This window comes from Cohnella cellulosilytica, from assembly GCF_042431195.1.
Taxonomy (GTDB): Bacteria; Bacillota; Bacilli; order Paenibacillales; family Paenibacillaceae; genus Cohnella; species Cohnella cellulosilytica.
The window spans coordinates 60545-76084 of record NZ_JBHMDN010000014.1; the positions used below are offsets into that span (position 1 = coordinate 60545).

At 51.8% G+C, this 15540-nt stretch carries 9 protein-coding genes, 15 tRNA genes, 1 rRNA gene and 1 pseudogene; 1 reads left to right on the plus strand and 25 read right to left on the minus strand.

Translation table 11 applies throughout. The annotated features are described in order from the left end of the window. Window positions 1–12 precede the first annotated feature (12 nt). On the minus strand, window positions 13–1464 hold the full coding sequence (locus ACFFT4_RS11115; protein WP_378047623.1) for a serine hydrolase domain-containing protein: 1452 nt from the start codon (window positions 1462–1464) through the stop codon (window positions 13–15). A gap of 112 nt (window positions 1465–1576) precedes the next feature. Continuing rightward, complete coding sequence (locus ACFFT4_RS11120; RefSeq protein ID WP_378047626.1) at window positions 1577–3166, minus strand: MFS transporter; 1590 nt, start codon at window positions 3164–3166, stop codon at window positions 1577–1579. 95 nt (window positions 3167–3261) lie between these two features. Between ACFFT4_RS11120 and ACFFT4_RS11125 the strand changes: the two genes are divergently transcribed. Next, entirely contained in the window at window positions 3262–3894 is a 633-nt protein-coding gene (locus ACFFT4_RS11125; protein ID WP_378047627.1) for a CGNR zinc finger domain-containing protein, read from the plus strand. Between the two features lie 79 nt (window positions 3895–3973). Here ACFFT4_RS11125 and ACFFT4_RS11130 read toward each other — a convergent pair whose 3' ends face one another. The 23 genes and pseudogenes from ACFFT4_RS11130 to rrf form a co-directional block, all read right to left on the minus strand. After that, window positions 3974–4357 carry a nuclear transport factor 2 family protein gene (locus ACFFT4_RS11130; RefSeq protein ID WP_378047628.1) on the minus strand — a complete coding sequence of 128 codons (384 nt, stop codon included), beginning with the start codon at window positions 4355–4357 and terminating at the stop codon, window positions 3974–3976. Between the two features lie 89 nt (window positions 4358–4446). Next, window positions 4447–6187, minus strand: a pseudogene (locus ACFFT4_RS11135) (ABC transporter ATP-binding protein). Continuing rightward, entirely contained in the window at window positions 6150–7985 is a 1836-nt protein-coding gene (locus tag ACFFT4_RS11140; protein WP_378047629.1) for an ABC transporter ATP-binding protein, read from the minus strand. Before ACFFT4_RS11140 ends, ACFFT4_RS11135 begins: the two are co-directional and overlap by 38 nt. 16 nt (window positions 7986–8001) lie before the next feature. After that, window positions 8002–9489, minus strand: a complete 1488-nt coding sequence (locus ACFFT4_RS11145) for a carboxylesterase/lipase family protein (protein WP_378047631.1) — start codon at window positions 9487–9489, stop codon at window positions 8002–8004. Between the two features lie 196 nt (window positions 9490–9685). Next, window positions 9686–11038 (minus strand): sensor histidine kinase, encoded by a 1353-nt coding sequence (locus ACFFT4_RS11150; RefSeq protein WP_378047633.1) that lies wholly within the window; start codon window positions 11036–11038, stop codon window positions 9686–9688. After that, window positions 11031–11714, minus strand: coding sequence for a response regulator transcription factor (locus ACFFT4_RS11155; RefSeq protein WP_378047635.1), 684 nt, complete (start codon window positions 11712–11714; stop codon window positions 11031–11033). Before ACFFT4_RS11155 ends, ACFFT4_RS11150 begins: the two co-directional genes overlap by 8 nt. Window positions 11715–11948: 234 nt before the next feature. Then, a complete protein-coding gene (ltrA, locus tag ACFFT4_RS11160; RefSeq protein WP_378047637.1) occupies window positions 11949–13253 on the minus strand; it encodes a group II intron reverse transcriptase/maturase in 1305 nt (434 codons plus the stop codon). 573 nt (window positions 13254–13826) lie between these two features. Next, window positions 13827–13910: transfer RNA gene (locus ACFFT4_RS11165), tRNA-Leu, on the minus strand. Between the two features lie 17 nt (window positions 13911–13927). Continuing rightward, window positions 13928–14004 (minus strand) — tRNA-Arg (locus tag ACFFT4_RS11170). A 15-nt stretch (window positions 14005–14019) separates the two neighbouring features. Further along, window positions 14020–14093, minus strand: a tRNA-Cys gene (locus ACFFT4_RS11175). Between the two features lie 16 nt (window positions 14094–14109). Next, window positions 14110–14184: transfer RNA gene (locus tag ACFFT4_RS11180), tRNA-Gly, on the minus strand. Between the two features lie 7 nt (window positions 14185–14191). After that, window positions 14192–14266, minus strand: a tRNA-Gln gene (locus ACFFT4_RS11185). Window positions 14267–14288: 22 nt separating this feature from the next. Further along, a tRNA-His gene (locus tag ACFFT4_RS11190) sits at window positions 14289–14364 on the minus strand. 23 nt (window positions 14365–14387) lie between these two features. Then, window positions 14388–14461, minus strand: a tRNA-Trp gene (locus tag ACFFT4_RS11195). Between the two features lie 17 nt (window positions 14462–14478). Next, window positions 14479–14562, minus strand: a tRNA-Tyr gene (locus tag ACFFT4_RS11200). 16 nt (window positions 14563–14578) lie between these two features. Continuing rightward, window positions 14579–14654: transfer RNA gene (locus ACFFT4_RS11205), tRNA-Thr, on the minus strand. A gap of 20 nt (window positions 14655–14674) precedes the next feature. Further along, a tRNA-Phe gene (locus tag ACFFT4_RS11210) sits at window positions 14675–14750 on the minus strand. A 24-nt stretch (window positions 14751–14774) separates the two neighbouring features. Then, a tRNA-Asp gene (locus ACFFT4_RS11215) sits at window positions 14775–14851 on the minus strand. A 32-nt stretch (window positions 14852–14883) separates the two neighbouring features. Continuing rightward, window positions 14884–14960, minus strand: a tRNA-Met gene (locus ACFFT4_RS11220). A gap of 103 nt (window positions 14961–15063) precedes the next feature. After that, window positions 15064–15138, minus strand: a tRNA-Glu gene (locus tag ACFFT4_RS11225). A gap of 18 nt (window positions 15139–15156) precedes the next feature. Continuing rightward, window positions 15157–15248 (minus strand) — tRNA-Ser (locus ACFFT4_RS11230). Between the two features lie 3 nt (window positions 15249–15251). Further along, window positions 15252–15327: transfer RNA gene (locus ACFFT4_RS11235), tRNA-Asn, on the minus strand. Window positions 15328–15352: 25 nt separating this feature from the next. Next, a 5S ribosomal RNA gene (rrf, locus tag ACFFT4_RS11240) occupies window positions 15353–15469 on the minus strand. Between the last annotated feature and the right edge of the window lie 71 nt (window positions 15470–15540).

The following is a 15540-nucleotide window of genomic DNA, read 5'->3' on the forward strand; positions in this document are numbered from 1 at the left end:
ATGCTGTCAATTTCACATCTTCCGTTCATTGCCCCTCGACCGAACCAACCGGGTCATTTCCAGGCTTCCCTTCAGCGCCATAAGTACAGTCATGACCTTCAGCCAAAGGATGAGGTCCGGCTGATAAATGGTTGCAATATGCCATACCGGAACGACTTGAGTCATACTCAACAGCAGGATAAGAAACAGGCCCGCAAAATTCAAAAAAATTCTTGCCGTAACTTTGATCGATATTTCAGCAGGGTTGGATTTGTCCGGACTCCACGGCCCAAGGCAGCGCTTCGCCGTTCTATAGATCGTATACAATAACCAGACGCCGAGTAGGAATAATAGTCCGTTTACGATCCCGTATTTCTGCGAGATGCTTAGACCTGACCCTGCAATCGGTTCGTTATTCAGTAGGCTTATAACCCCGGTGGCGATATGGGTAGTCGTAATGACATGCGTTTTGTTGGGCCACGAGGCATCGATCGCGTCTAGCACGTTAGCGAACACGATAACTCCCAACTGCTGTTCCGGAACCATATAAGTTTGCGCCTGAAATCCTATTGAGCCGCCCGGCTGACCGATAACCTGCAACCCGTTAATATGATCTGTCATCCAACCCATGGCGTATGTTCCCGGAACGGGTTCGGTTTGCATGAGGCGAGTGCTTTCCGAAGAGAGAACGGAATGATCCCCGAATCGGCCGCCGTTCATCTGGGCAAGCAAGTAATGGCTCATGTCCTTAGCGCTCGAATAGAGATAGCCTGCCGGCGCATCTCCCGGAATATAAATATAGGGGCCTTCATAGGGAACGTTGTATCCGAATATTCGGCGATGGGGCTTAGCCAGCCCGTGCTCAGCCGCTTCATCAAGCGTAACGTAGCTGTCTTGCATAGACAGAGGGGTGAAAATATGTTCCTTCACGTAGTCGCCGTAGGACTGGCCGGACACTTGCTGCACAATATACCCGAGCAGTACATAGTTTGCGTTCGAATACCTGAAGGGCTGCGCGGTTTGAACGGCTCTCTTTAGAAACTTTTCCGCATAGGATAAAGCATTTTTCTCCAGAGCGTCTTGATCCTGAACATTGATGCTTGACAGCGTGTTGCTAAAGGTCGAGATTTGGGTGAACCCGCTTGTTTGGTTAAGTAATTGGCGTACAGTAATGAACTTTGCGCCGTTATAGGGAGTGGGGATATAGCGCTGTATAGGCGCATCCAAGTCGATTTTTCCTTCTTCGGCTAGCTGCAGAACGGCCATGGCCGTAATCGACTTGCCGATCGAACCTATTCCAAAAGGCGTTTCAGGCGTTACCGGCCGACCGGCTGAATCGGCCTGACCGTATCCCTTAAGATAAAGAATGCGATCCCCCTGCACAATCCCCAGAGCCAGCCCCGGAAGACGTTGCCGTTTCATTTCCCGAGCAATATATGTATCCACTTCGGAGAAAACTGACGTTCCAGATCCCTCAATTTGCATCCTTCCCTCACTTCTCCCCGAACCGAGTAGAGGAAAGAGGAACAGTCCGCACAAGAGGGTTGCTATCATTCTCATTCTCATTGTATTTCACCTTTACTTGATCATTTTTATATTAATGCCGCAAATCCTTCTTGCGAATCAAAACCAGACAAAGCACGGCGCCGATTGCCAGAATCGCAGCGGCGATCTTGATAATGTCAATCGTTCCGTCCACGAAAGATGCGCGGGCAATCTCCCGGTAGGAGTCAAACAGCGGATCGTTTTGAAAGGCGATATCCCGCTCCATGCCTGCCAGACCGCTGCTGCCTACAATCGGGCCTGCCGACTCAATCGCTTGAATTGCCTGCCCCTTCGCCGATTCGGAAAGCTGGTCGCCTTGCAAGGACTGGATTCTATCCGTGACAAGCGAGGCGAAGCGGCTGGACAATATAGCCCCGTAGAGGGCAACTCCGAACGCGCCTCCCATCTGACGAGCCACATTGCTCATGCCGGACGCCATGCCCGCTCGCTGCACCGGTACCGTTCCGATTGCCAGATTAGAGATAGGCGGGTTGATCAAGCCGCTGCCAATTCCGGCAACAATAAATCCGGGCAATAGAACAATCCATTCAGCAGGATCGTTATGTTTCGATAGGAAGGACATGGAATAAACCCCGATCGCCAGGAGCGCCATAGATACGACGACGAGCCATTTGGGGCTTATTTTGCCCATTAATGCACCGGACAGCGGACCGAATAGCAGAGCCATTGCGGTAAATGCGATCAGCTTGACGCCCGTCTCCAGCGCATCCAAGCCGAGAAAGCTTTGCATGTAAATACTGAGATTGAACAGCAGCGAATACATTCCGGCGCTCAGACAAAAAGCGGCAATCGCGGAACCGGTAAAGCTGGGAATCTTGAATAAACGAGGATCGACCATCGGGTGCTTCAACCGCAGTTCGCCTACGATGAATACGAGGAGAGCAAGAATGGAAATTGCAAGCATCCACCACACCTCCGGAGAGGTCCAGTCGTTGCCTTCATGGTTGACCTGAATCAATCCGTAGATGAGACAGAACATGAAGATGGTGAATGTGGCGAACCCGAACAGATCGATTCGGCGAGCCGCAGACTCGTCCTTGGACTGCTTGATCGCCCATAACGACAGTAGAATCGCGACGATTCCGACGGGAATATTCACATAGAAGATGGATTCCCACCCAATATGCTTAACCAAAATGCCGCCGATTACCGGGCCGATCCCCGTAGCCAATCCGCTTACGCCGCCCCATATTCCGATTGCGATCCCGCGCTGCTTCCCGCTGAATGTCGCCGAGATTATGGCCAGCGATAAAGGCGTCATTGCAGACGCACCCAGCCCCTGAATGCCTCTGGACAAATTCAGCATCGTAATATCGCCCGACAATCCGCATAACAGCGATCCGATTGTAAATACCGCTATTCCCAACATAAATAACGTCTTCCGCCCGAATATATCGCCCAACCGGCTTGTTGTAACCAGCGCCACGGCAAATACTAAGGTATATGCGTTGAGTACCCATTCCAATCCGGAGAAATCCGTTTGCAGATCGCTTTGTATAGCTGGCAAAGCGACATTCACAATCGTAACATCCAGTAAAGCCATAAATAATCCGAGACATACGGCGACGAGCGCCCACCATTTTCTCTCCGCAGCCTTCTCCGCCTTATCGATCGCCGACATAGCTATTCCTCCATCATTCGCTTTTAATTAAAGATGTAACATGCTAAAATGTTATTGTATGTAACAATTATAAATAGACGGCGGTGACACGTCAAATGAATTTTACCTATTACGAATCCTTATCCGTTCATCTCGCGGTTGACCTCATTAATACGCTCTGCCCCGTCACGGAGACGGATCGCTTGTCGACGCCTGAACAATTGAAGCAATTTCTACTCGAGAGCGAGAAGCATGTCCTGGATTTGATCTCGGAATCAAACGGAGAATTAGATGGAGAGGCCATAATTGATGTTCATCGGAAAACCGTTCAATCGTGGCCTGTTCGTTCAGAGGATGTGGAGATCGTCCGATCTCTCAGAAACTCTTTGCGCACGGTGTTCGTGCTGGCAAGAGAACAGAAGGCGCAGGATATAGCGGAGCTCTTGAACAAGCAGCTGCGCATTAGCGGGGCGACTCCAAGGATAAGCTGGCACCATAAACCCTACCATCTGCATTTTGAATCGGAGGAGGACGGATGCGCTCACTGGCTGGCTACGACGACTGCAATGGGACTCGCTTTTGTACTGATGGAGTTCGGAACGGAGAGATTCGGAATTTGCGCTTCCGCTTCTTGTCAGAAAGTCTTTATCGACACATCCAAAAATAAATCCAAGCGTTACTGTTCCGAGGTATGCGCTCATCGCGAAAGCGTGGCGGCTTTCCGCAAACGCCAACGTTCCAAAAGCTAAACATGAGAGGGCTGCAACAGGGGATATCAACAGCCTGTTCAGCCCTTCAACGCGTTTCCCCGAGGACTGACCTTGTTCATCAACTGTAGTCTTCAATTTGTGATATTTTTCCTTCTTCAAATTGAAATACGGACTTCCCTTTTAGCTGCACCTTGTTTCCCTTTTTTAATCCGTTCGGCAAATCAACGGCCAGTATCCCTTCATAATCAATTAATACCTCTATTTTGTCGTCTATAACACGATATTCCATGATGTTCTGACGACGGCTGGAGAAAGTCATAGCCGACTTTTCGGCCAGCTCTCTAAACGCTTGGATGCCATTGGCCTCCGTGTTAACTTCACCATTCGCATAATTTCTGAATCGTATGTTCCGATGTAAGAGCTTGATCATCCCCGAGACATCAAACGAGTTATACGCTTCAACATAGTTTTCAATGATTTCTTTGGTCTCTGAACCTATCAAATGAATCATCGCCCCTTAAAAAAGATGATCAAGATTCTCCCCAAAACTCCGCCCGAAGTCAAGAGTTTTGGGGGTGTTGCCTTATAACTTTACAGAGTCGCGTGCTCCTTGCCTGCACCGTGCTGGCGCTGCCAAAGCCGGGCATACAAGCCATTCGCCGAGAGTAATTCGTCATGGCCGCCCAGCTCCGCGATCCGCCCATGATCCAATACGACAATTTGGTCTGCATGCTGCACGGTCTTAAGCCGGTGAGCGACCACGATGAGGGTTCGGCCTCGCACCAGTCGATCGATCGCTTTCTGAATCTCCGCTTCGTTCTCGGGATCGAGCGAAGCCGTTGCTTCATCGAGCAGAATGATCGGTGCGTTTTTCAATATCGCCCTGGCAATGGAAATTCGCTGTTTTTCACCGCCCGACAGCGTGCTTCCGCCTTCGCCTACCATCGTGTCGTAACCGTTTGGCAGCTTCAGGATAAAATCATGGCAGCAAGCAAGGCGTGCCGCTTCCTCGATTTCCTCGCGCGTTGCGTCGCTCCGTCCGAAGCGGATATTGCCTGCAATCGTATCCTGAAAGAGGTACACATCTTGAAACACCATGGATACTTTTCTGAGCAGCGCTTCGGGATCCATGGCACGAACATCCTCCCCGCCCATCGTTACTTCCCTGTTCCGGGTCGTAAAACCGGGCGACGAGCCGAAGAAGGGTGCTTTTGCCGCTGCCCGAAGGGCCGACCAATGCGGTGAAGGAGCCTGCCGGCATGCTTACGCTCACATCCCGCAAGATGGGTTGATCATGATAGCCAAACGTAACCTGCTTCAATGCGATATCATGATCCTCAGGGGGTTGCCGCTCTCCCCGCATAACCGGTTCCCGCAGAAGCTGTACGATGCGTTCGCCCGCCTGCTCCAGATAGCGAAACTCCGCGTAACCGGCGAGCGCTGTCGTCAGAGGATCAAAAATACGGGTTCCGATGATCAGGAAAGCTGCGAATGTGATCACCTCCAGGTTTCCGCCAGTCAGCAGATAAACGCCAGCCATGATCATCAAGGTAAGACCGGCACGAACGCAGGTAATCGCGCTCAGCACAATCGGCCCTATCGTCCCTTCGAGACGGATGCTCTGCCGCATCAACTCCTTGAATGACCGTTCCAGCCGGACAAAACGTTCCCCGGTCAAATTATAAGCTTTAATCACCCGGATTCCGTTCAAATATTCTTGCAGCCTGCTGGAGGCCTCCATCTTGGCCCTGATATGCTTCGAACCGAGTTTGCGCTGGATGCCCGACGTTAAGAGCATCAGCAGGATAGCGATCGGCAGCGTCGCGAACAAGGAAAGCGCCAGACGCCAGTCGAGGAAAGACAAGCCAATCAGGGCGATAACCGGCATGACGGCGGCGCCGATCATCTGCGGAACCAAGTGGGATATGCCGTGTTCCAGCATCGAAAAATCGCCCACCATTCGATTGGCCAAATCTCCCGGATCCCGTTTGTTCAGGAACCCTAGCGACAGCTTGCGCATATGTTCGGCCAGACGCGATCGTCCGTCCGCAGCCGCGCCGTAGGCATCGCGGTATTGGGCGCGATAGGCGGGAATTTCGCATGCGAACAAGAGAACGAGAGAAGCTGCCAGGGCACCGCACACGATCCAGAGCCGTGCCGACTCGAGCGGCATATCGGGATAAATAAACGGGTTAAAGATCAATCTCGCCGCTTCTACCAACAGCGCAAAAGGGATTAAGCCGGCCAGATTGGCCATGGTCGTGTACAAAACGGGCTTGACGAGAGATCGCGGATTATCCGCCGTAATGCTGCGCAGCATGCTCAAGTTCATTGTCCGCCCCCCCTTTGCCCAAATGCCATTGTGTCGCATGACGATAGGAACGCCACATCCCTCCATACAAGCCGTTCGTTGAAAGGAGAGCCTCATGACTTCCCCGCTCGACGATTCTCCCGCCGTCCATCACAAGAATTTGCTGCGCATCCTGAATGGTGGACAGGCGATGAGCGATGACAATGACCGTCTTGTCGTTCATCAGCGCTTTTAGCGCCAGCTGCATCTCATGCTCGTTCTCCGGATCGGCAAACGCCGTCGCTTCGTCCAGCACGAGAATGGGGGCATTTTTCAGGATTGCCCTGGCAACGGAGATTCGCTGTTCTTCCCCGCCGGACAAATAGACGCCGCCTTCTCCGATCAACGTGTCGTACCCAAAGGGAAGGGTCTCGTCGATGAACGAATGGCACTGCGCGGCCTTCGCCGCGGCATACACTTCTTCCGGCGACGCATCCGGGCGCCCGACCGCAATATTGTTGTACACGGTATCGTAAAACAGAAACGATTCCTGAAACACGAACGCGACGATGTTCATCAGATCGGGGGTCGCGATTTCACGGATATCCACTCCGCCAATGCGGATCGCTCCCGTGTTCACCTCCCAAAAACGAGGCACCAGATTGGCAATGGTCGATTTGCCCGCTCCGGACGGTCCGACAAGCGCCGTCACTTCCCCTTGGCGGGCGGTAAAGGAAATGTCAGCCAGGACGTTCGTATCCGCAGGCTCCGTTCCATAAGAAAAAAAGACGCGATCGAATGAAACTTCGAATGAAGTTGGCCGCATCGGGTGTTCAGGCTCCGTCACATCTCCTTCCGCCAGTACACGATCTACGCGCCGGACCCCCTCATCAATATCTCTGAGCGTCTCGGCCAGAAACATGATTTTAAACATGGGGGCAGATACCCCTGGCGCCATGACAAGAAAGAATAGCAGAACGGAGGCGAAGGCGATGCTGCCCGGATCCCGGCTCAATAAAAACACGCCAACAGGCAGAATAAATGCGGCAAGCGAGCCGAGAATCACCTTGAAAATCAAGGATCCGTATTGAAATTGATCCGTTAATTTCACACCGTAGTCACGGTAGCGAAGCATGTCCTGATAAAACTGGCGAAACGACTGCACGGTTTGCCCGAACACCTTAACGGCCGGCATTCCCCGAACATATTGGACGGCAGAAGCATTCATCCGTTCCAGCGAATCATGGCAAAGCTTGAGGTTTTCCTTCGTCTTCGGTCCGCTGATCAGCGCGATCTGAACCGCAAACGCGAGGACAATCGGCACGAAGCACGCCAGCGCCAACCAAACGTTCAGCGTAAACATCACGGCGATCATCAGAATCGTGGTCACAGCCGCATGGACGAGATCGGGTAAATGGTGGGCAATGAACGTTTCCACTTTCTCCACGTTTTGTTCCAGCGTTTTCTTGACGGCTCCCGTTGACGTGCCATTCAGCCAGCCAAGCGGAAGCTTACCAATATGACCGGCAAGCTTGACCCTGAGACCGTAAAGAATACGAAAAGCGGCGATATGAGAAACCATTCCCCCCGCATACATCGTGACCAAGCCACCTGCCAGGCCGATTAAAGCGATAACGCCAAAGCGGATCATTTTCGCCCCGTCTGCCGAAGCAGGGGACGCCGCGTGCTCCAGCAACTCTTTTAAGATGACAAAGACGGAAACGTAAGGCACCAGCATGCAAACGGCGCTAAGCGAAGATAACAGAGCCGAGACGATCATCAGCCCGCGCTTCTCTCCGGCGATCTCCAGTAATCGAGACATCCCAGTTTTATTTGTCATTGCTCTTCCTTCCCCTTCATGTATAGAGACGATCTATCTCCGCCAAGTCGCCTACAGTACCGACAATGGAAGCATATCGCATGGTTTTTCTTTGAACCGGCTCATAAGCTGGCCATGGGATGGGAGCGCCGGGATTGCCGGTTTGAATAAATCCAATCCATGCCTTGCGCATAACAGCTGTTAAATCGGCAGCAACCTCTGGATTAGCTCCTTGCAATACCGGTACATCTTTGTACGATTCAAAATTTCCGAATATAAACGGCAGTTCTATGCCATGGCACGCTTTAAAAGGAGAGCCGAGCGGTGCCCAATCGAACTGATATACCCATGTACGCGAGCCGGCTTTATGAACTGCCTCTGCTAACCTTAGAGCAGGGAGCAGGAACACATAGTCAGTAATGAGGTCAGATACTAGAGCGATGGGCGCGCTACCGGGCCGCCGCCGGCGGTATTGCTCGATTGCATTTTCGTTCCCGGTCAAGGCAGCGAAACGTTCGTTAGCCAAAGCCGGATCGAGATTCTTGACGTTCCCTAGAAGAATATTGGCCTCCTCTCTATTGGTACCCAGAATGAGATCAATGCCTGCTTCGCCGGCCCCTTTTGCAGCCCTCTCGATAAAACGTTCCGAAGTGGTAAGAGAATCAAAAACAGGCATAAAAGGAAGGTCAATTTGACCGAAGCGCGCAATTTCCTGAGCTAATTTCCCCGATGCTTGAATGATTTGGGCAGGGGATACGGAATTCAATTGGGCGGTAATTTCTTGTGGATCCCTCTGATTCACATTCAAGATTTCCAACAGCCGGCTTCCATGTTCAACTGCTTTTGCTTCCGATAACGGAGCCAGACTTGCGGGCGCGCTTTGCAGAATTGCTCTGCGGAAGAGACCTCGTGCCCCTCCGGTGGCCAGTAAGCACATAATGGCATGGGCTCCCGCGGATTGCCCCATGATAGTGACCTGATCAGGATCGCCGCCAAAATGCGCAATATGATCTTGAACCCAATTCAAAGCTTCGAGAATATCGAAAATCCCCATTTTCCCATCGCTAACTCCCGGATAATGCAAGAATCCAAAAGCTCCAAGCCGGTAATTGACGCCTACGGTAACCAGATTGCCGTCCCTGGAAAGCTCCGCTCCATCGTACCAGTCCAACGAACCGGCTCCGGTCATATAATGTCCGCCATGCACCCAAACGACAACAGGACGTTTTTCCCGATCGATGGCAGGGGTTGAGATCGTGAGCGATAGGCAATCCTCCCCTTGAGGCGGTTCGGAGGCTTCTCCGATGGCCTGGCGCAATGGAGAAGGCGGCTGCGGAGAAATAAAGCCGTGATGACTTGCATCTCGAACTCCGGTCCAAGCAGCGACAGGACGTGTCCGCGAAAAGCGCAGCTCCCCCACGGGCGCTTCGGCATAGGGAACACCGCGGAACTGAATGACGTCATTTTTTCGAATCCCCTGAAGCGAGCCAAGAGAAGTTTGTACGATACATGATTCGTTTACCATAGAAGACATCTCCTTTGACTTAAAGTGATATAGACTTTCCGCTGATTCCAGTAAGTTCTCGTGAATTCAAGTCTCCTTTCGCAACCGATACTACGTACCCTGTATGAACGCAACATGAATGAATTGGGTGGAAATGTAAAAAAGATGAACGAAATCGTTCACCTTTTTTGATCCTCTTTTCGATTGTTTGATTGATTCACATAGCCGGCAGAGCAACGGTTACCGTCGTTCCTTTTCCTGGGGCACTGTCGATCTCGACCCGTCCGGCGTGCAATTCGACAACACGCTTGACGATCGCAAGTCCCAGTCCGCTCCCTTCCGCTTCGCGGTTGCGCGATTTATCCGCCATAAAAAAGCGTTCGAAGACACGCTTGCGATCTGCCTCGGTCATGCCCATTCCGGTATCCCGGAAGAGGACTTCGATTTCACCCTTTTCAGCCTGAAGTTCGATGAAGATGTCCCCGCCCTCGGGTGTAAATTTGATGCTGTTGCTGAAAATATTTAGCCACACCTGGCTTAGCAGGTCTTCGTCTGCATGAATCGTCGTTTTTGGAAGCTCCAGATGAATATTTAAGCGTTTGGACGCCCATTGCGGCTCCGCGGCTACGACAATACGGCGCAGTTGACTATCCAGTCGAACGAGCGATGGATGAAAGGGCAGCTGGTTGGAATCCATCGTCGCCAGTCGGAGCATGTTCTCGCTCAGCCGGGACAGCCGCAGGCTTTCGTGCCGGATGATGTTCAGACAGCGCCGTTGCTCGGCTTCATCAAGACCGCCCCTTTGCAAGATGGAGACAAAACCCGAAATGGACGCCAGCGGGGTTTGAAGTTCGTGGGATACGTTGGAAACAAACTCTTGACGCATCTTTTCGACTTGGCTCATCTCGTGGGCCATTTGTTGAAATTGCTTCGACAAGACGCCCAACTCGTCTTTGCTCTTTGTCTGAAGCCGGATGTTATAGTCTCCCTTGGCCATTTTTCTGGTTGCGGCTGTCAATGCTTTTAAGGGCTTTACCACTACGCTAGTAAAAAGGATAAACTTGGTGTTAGCGATCGCAATGACAATCACAATCAAAACGCCCAAAATCATAAACAACTGAGAATTAGGAGTACCTTCCGGATGAATGACGAGTGCCAACTGTTCATCCGCAGTTCGTAACGGGAAACCCATGTGCAAGCTCGTCGGTAGGGGCAGCACGGATGTGCGACTCACGACTTCGGCGCCGCTCTGGATGCGGCGGATATCCTCGTCTGTCAGGCTGAGTTCGTTTGTTGGACCATAAGCGTAGCGAAGCCCATTCCGATCGTATACCCATAGGCTAATCTTCTGCTTTTCGGACAACTGTTGTAAAAATGGATCGCGTTCTTCTGGCGCCAATCGGGAAAAAGCATCGGATATCAGCTCGCTTCGCACCGCATACTCTTGTTGGATTGATTGCGTAAGCCGATCTTTAAACAAATACATGGTTATCGGAATGGCGCCTCCGATCCCTATCACCACAGCTGCGAAAAAGAGCAGTACAATTTTTAAGTATAAGCTCTTAATCATAGCTTTCCGTCGCTAACCTGTATCCGAGACCGCGAACCGTTTCGATGCGAAAAAAGTGGGCATAGGCGGCAAATCGCTCCCGCAGCCGCTTAATATGAACATCGACCGTCCGCTCATCCCCTTCGTGGTCGAAGCCCCATACCGCTTCAATTAGCTGGTCTCGCATAAAGATTTGGCCGGGATAACTCGCAAGTTGATATAAGAGTTCAAATTCCTTAAGCGGCAAGTTCCAATTCACGGTCCCGTCCGAAACCGTCCCCCGAAGCCGATCCAGCTTGAAGCTGCCCAATCTAACCATCTTGTCGGCCGCAATCCGGTACCGGCGCAGCACCGCTTTGATTCGGGCCACCAGCTCCTGCGGGTCAAAAGGCTTGACCAGATAATCATCTGCGCCTAGGCCGAATCCCTTCACTTTCTGACTTGTCTCGTGCTTGGCCGTAATCATGATAATCGGCAGTTCGGGGTTCAAGAGCCGCAGCTCCTGGCACAAGTCCCACCCGTCCATGACGGGCATCATGACATCAATCAAAACCAAATCCGCAGGAGAGCTCTCCATTTCGGCGAGCGCTTCTTTGCCGTTGACCGCTCCCCGGACACGAAATCCTTCATGGTTCAAAACAATTGAAATCATTTCCGACATATGCGCATCGTCTTCGACTACGAGAACGCTTGTCAATGCTTATACCCTCCTTAAAAGAAAAGACCATCTATGGATGATCTTTCCTTGCTTAACTTAACACGTAGTTAATTGAATATCAAATCCTATCATCGTAGAGTAGAGAACTGAACTTTCTTGGAGGGCGTGGGCCCTCCATTACTTATTCAGCTCCCCCTTCATCAAACCGGACGTGAGGTTTTCCCTCATCCGGCTTTCCGATGTTCTTCATCCTTCAGCGTTGCGGTACTTTCTTTAGCTGGCGAGTTTCTTGAGTCCTGCAAATTGTGCCGCCGTAGCGGCTTGCTTGGACCTACCATGCTTGTTGCGACGGTTGCGCTTCTTGTTCCAGAACAGCGTAAGACGTTTTCGGATGTACCAGTCGATCTTGTTCAGGAATAGGTTGGCAAAGACATCGAGCCCATAATAGTTCTTCCACCCTTGTATCTTGGGGTTCAATTCCTCCACCATGTGGTTCATTGTCCAGTAAAGGCGGTTTCTCGGCTCTGTCGCTTCCTTCACCTTCTGTCTCATGCTCTTCATGGCCTTCTTGGAAGGGTAACTGCGGAGAATGGAGACCGTTTTGTCTCCTTTCAGCTTCTTCGGTATCTTCCGGTGATGCATCCCCAGAAAATCGAATCCCTGTTTGTCGTCCCACAGGTTTATGAGCTTGGACTTTTCCTTGTTCATCTCCACTTCCAGCTTTCCGAATACCGCCTTGAGCACGTCAATCGCTCGTCGCGCTTGTTCCTTGGTTTTGCACAGAATCACAAGATCATCGGCGTATCGCACCATCGTTCCCGTCTCTGCAAACTTCTTCTCCCAAATCGTGTCCAGGTAGTTCAGATACAGATTCGAAAGTAAGGGTGAAATGACGCCGCCCTGCGGACTTCCCAAGTCGGTTTCGTGAAACTGATCATCTTTCACGAATCCGGCTTTCAGCCATTGCCGGATCAGCTTCAGTACCCTTCGGTCGCTGATCCGCTGTTCCACCAGCTTCATCAGCTTGTCATGGGCAATGTTGTCAAAATAACCGCGAATGTCGATGTCGACCACCCAGTTGACGTCCTTCTTCACGGCTCGGCGGATATGCTTGATCGCCCCATGCTGACTGCGCTTGGGCCTGAATCCGTATGAGCAGTCTTTGAAGTCGGCTTCGAAGATTGGTTCCACCACTATTTTTGTCGCCATTTGCACGACTCTGTCCCGGATTGCCGGTATTCCCAGCGGTCGCATTTTGCCGTCCGCTTTCGGAATCTCCTTGCGCCTTGCGGGCAGCGGATGGTATTCGCCGTTCTTCAGCGTTGTCTGGATTTCGTCCACGAATCGTTCCTCGCCGATGGTTTTTACGATGTGGTCTATGGTCATTCCATCCACTCCACCGCTTCCGCCGTTGCTTTTGACCCTCTTCCATGCTTCCCATAGGATGTCGTTGCGGTAAACCTTGTCGTATAACGCATGAAATCGCCGCCGCGGATTTCCCTTGGCTGCAAGGCTTAGTGCTTGTTGGAGTTGTTGAGCTTTTACTTTGGCGTCGTTAGCAGGTTTGGCTGCATTCACTGACTCTTACCTCCTCCAAGTACATGAACAAAGCAGGGGCCCTTCCCTCCGCAAGGTTTTGTTGTCCTCACTTCATCGGTATTACTGCCCCCTCCGACTCCCTTCCCGCAGCTCGCCACTTCACCTTTTGGGCTTATAGGTCTGCTCCTTACGAAAAAAAATATATCGTGCGGGGGAGGGTCTCCCTAGTTCCAGACACAACTTTCTCGGCATGCCGTTCCCCATACACCGGAGAGTTCTTCCGCGCTGCACTTCCAAGGGCTTCACGCGTTCCATGGCCTTCGCCCATATTTCCGGGGCTCGGCACTCTCTTGTCCTTTTCAGGTCTTTTTTGACGATGCGGCAGGATTCACTTCATGTTACGGCCTGTCGATTTGCTCGCACTCCGCAGAGTTACTTTGTCACGGGGCTTCAACCTTAGGATCTCTCCACCAGTTGCCCGTCAGCTACAAGGCGACTTGGCTCTTACCTCGACCGGACTTCCACCGGCTAGTTGTGCCTAACTTCGCTAGGCGCGCAAAATATAAAAAAGCTCATTAGAGAATATCTCTAATGAGCCATCGTTTATTAAGATGGTACCGGTGAGAGGACTCGAACCTCCACGGGTCTCCCCATTCGATTTTGAGTCGAACGCGTCTGCCATTCCGCCACACCGGCATATGCAATTTTCTAACTGGCGCGCCCTAAGAGATTCGAACTCCTGACCTTTTGATTCGTAGTCAAACGCTCTATCCAGCTGAGCTAAGGGCGCAAGCTTTGAGGTTTTTGGAGGCGCCACCCAGACTCGAACTGGGGGTAAAGCTTTTGCAGAGCTCTGCCTTACCACTTGGCTATGGCGCCAGATTCAAGATTGAGATGGAGCGGAAAACGGGATTCGAACCCGCGACCTTCTCGTTGGCAACGAGATGCTCTACCACTGAGCTATTTCCGCATATAAATGGCTGGGGATCTAGGATTCGAACCTAGGAGTGACGGAGTCAAAGTCCGTTGCCTTACCGCTTGGCTAATCCCCAAAGCTTGTTTTCGAAGAAACAATGGGGCGGTCGAGGGGAATTGAACCCCCGAATGTCGGATCCACAAACCGATGCGTTAACCACTTCGCCACGACCGCCATGAATCAATCCGTTATCAAGTTGGCAGGGGCAGCAGGAATTGAACCCACACTAACGGTTTTGGAGACCGCTGTTCTACCCTTAAACTATGCCCCTATGGAGTAAAGACATACTGGTGGAGGATGATGGATTTGAACCACCGAACCCGAAGGAAGAGATTTACAGTCTCCCGCGTTTGGCCACTTCGCTAATCCTCCACGTTTAGGAGTGAAATGGTGCCGACTAGAGGACTTGAACCCCCAACCTACTGATTACAAGTCAGTTGCTCTACCAATTGAGCTAAGTCGGCGTAATATTGAATGGTTTAAGTGGTGGCTCGAGACGGAATCGAACCGCCGACACGAGGATTTTCAGTCCTCTGCTCTACCAGCTGAGCTATCGAGCCTTACATGCTCCCGTTAAGGGAAAGTGGCGGAGCCGACGGGATTCGAACCCGCGGTCTCCTGCGTGACAGGCAGGCATGTTAGGCCTCTACACCACGGCTCCGCGCGTACTCGGTAATGAGCCGAGATGAATGTTGGTTGCGGGGGCAGGATTTGAACCTGCGGCCTTCGGGTTATGAGCCCGACGAGCTACCGGGCTGCTCCACCCCGCGTCGTTGTTGAGCATGTTGCTTATCAAAGCGACATTTCTTATCATACCTCATATCGCCTATGTAATGCAACCCTCAAATTATGGAATTTCTTGTCTTCAGAAAATGGTGACCCCTAGGGGATTCGAACCCCTGTTACCTCCGTGAAAGGGAGGTGTCTTAACCACTTGACCAAGGGGCCATGCTCACCTGGGAACTATGGCGGAGAGAGAGGGATTCGAACCCTCGAGACGCTTTAGACGCCTACACGATTTCCAATCGTGCTCCTTCGACCAACTCGGACACCTCTCCAAATGGCTCCCCGAACAGGACTCGAACCTGTGACAACTCGATTAACAGTCGAGTGCTCTACCAACTGAGCTATCAGGGAATGGTAAGCAGTAAAAATCAATCCAGCCTGGCAACGTCCTACTCTCCCAGGACCCTGCGGTCCAAGTACCATCGGCGCTGGAGGGCTTAACGGTCGTGTTCGGGATGGGTACGCGTGGAACCCCTCCGCCTTCATCACCAGACCAGATTGCTTTCTCACAAGGCTTGCGCCTTGAAAACCGGATGCGAACCCAACTTACGCGAAGAAGAAGGT